This window comes from Herbaspirillum sp. C7C8 (assembly GCF_022627875.1).
Lineage (GTDB): Bacteria > Pseudomonadota > Gammaproteobacteria > Burkholderiales > Burkholderiaceae_D > Herbaspirillum.
On sequence record NZ_JABXGG010000045.1, the window covers coordinates 1 to 1213 of the forward strand.

At 64.6% G+C, this 1213-nt stretch carries 1 protein-coding gene; it reads right to left on the reverse strand.

What is annotated here, in order from left to right; all coding sequences use genetic code 11:
- Nucleotides 1-1213, reverse strand: a 1213-nt coding sequence (locus HWE01_RS22550) for a non-ribosomal peptide synthetase (protein WP_241822948.1), incomplete at both ends; no start/stop codon positions are given.

The window sequence follows — 1213 nt, forward strand, 5'->3', positions numbered from 1 at the left end:
TTGACCTGATGATCCAGCCGACCCAGATACATCAATTGCCCATCCTCGCGCCAGCGCACCAGGTCCCCGGTGCGATACAGACGCTGCCCGTTGTCGGAGAACGGATCGGCGACGAAACGCTCGGCCGTCAGTCCCGGCTTGTTCAGATAACCGCGTGCCAGATTCACGCCGCCCAGGTACAACTCCCCGGCCACGCCCGGCGGCACCAGCTGCAATGCCGCGTCCAGCACATAGGTCCGGGTGGCACTGATGGGGCGGCCGATGGGTACGCTATTGCCTTGGTCATCCGGCTGGCAGGTCCAGTGGGTGACGTCGATGGCCGCTTCGGTCGGCCCATACAGGTTGATCAAGGCAGCCTGCGGCAACTGGCGCTGGGTCTGCTGCTGCAATTCCATCGGCAGCGCCTCGCCACTGCAGATCACGCGGCGCAGGCCGTGGCAATCCGCACCGTGGCCGTCGTTGACGAAAGCCTGCAGCATCGACGGCACGAAGTGCAAGGTGGTGATGCCGGCCTGATCGATCAGCGCTGCCAGCCTTGCCGGGTCGCGATGCTCGCCGGGCGCGGCCATGACCAGTTCGGCACCGGTCATCAAGGGCCAGAAGAATTCCCACACCGAGACATCGAAACCGAAGGGCGTCTTCTGCAGTACCCGGTCATCGGGACCCAGCTGACAGGCCGCCTGCATCCAGGCCAGCCGGTTGTACAGGCTGCCGTGACGGTTCGCGGCCCCCTTGGGCTGGCCGGTGGAACCGGAGGTGTAGATGACGTAGGCCAGCTGTTCTGGATGGATTTCCAGACCAGGATTGTCGGCAGAGGCAATATCGGACAGTGTTGCCACATCGACGATACGGCACCCTGACACTTCGGCTAACTGGCCCAGTACAGCGGCGTGGGTCAGCAGCAGGCTGGTGCGGCTGTCTTCGATGAAATAGCGCAGCCGCTGCGGCGGATGGTCGGGGTCCATGGGCACATAGGCCGCGCCCGCCTTCATGATCGCCAGCAAGGCCAGCACCATCTCTTGTGAGCGTTCCATGCACACGCCCACCCGTTGATCACGCGTGAGGCCCTGTGCCATCAGCCACTGCGCCAGGGCATTGGCGCGGGCGTTGAGCTGGCCGTAATCGAGTACCTGCCCGGTATGCGGTACCCGCAAGGCGGGCCGCTCGGGGTGTGCCTTTGCCTGTGCTTCGATCAACGCCAGCACGTTGCCGG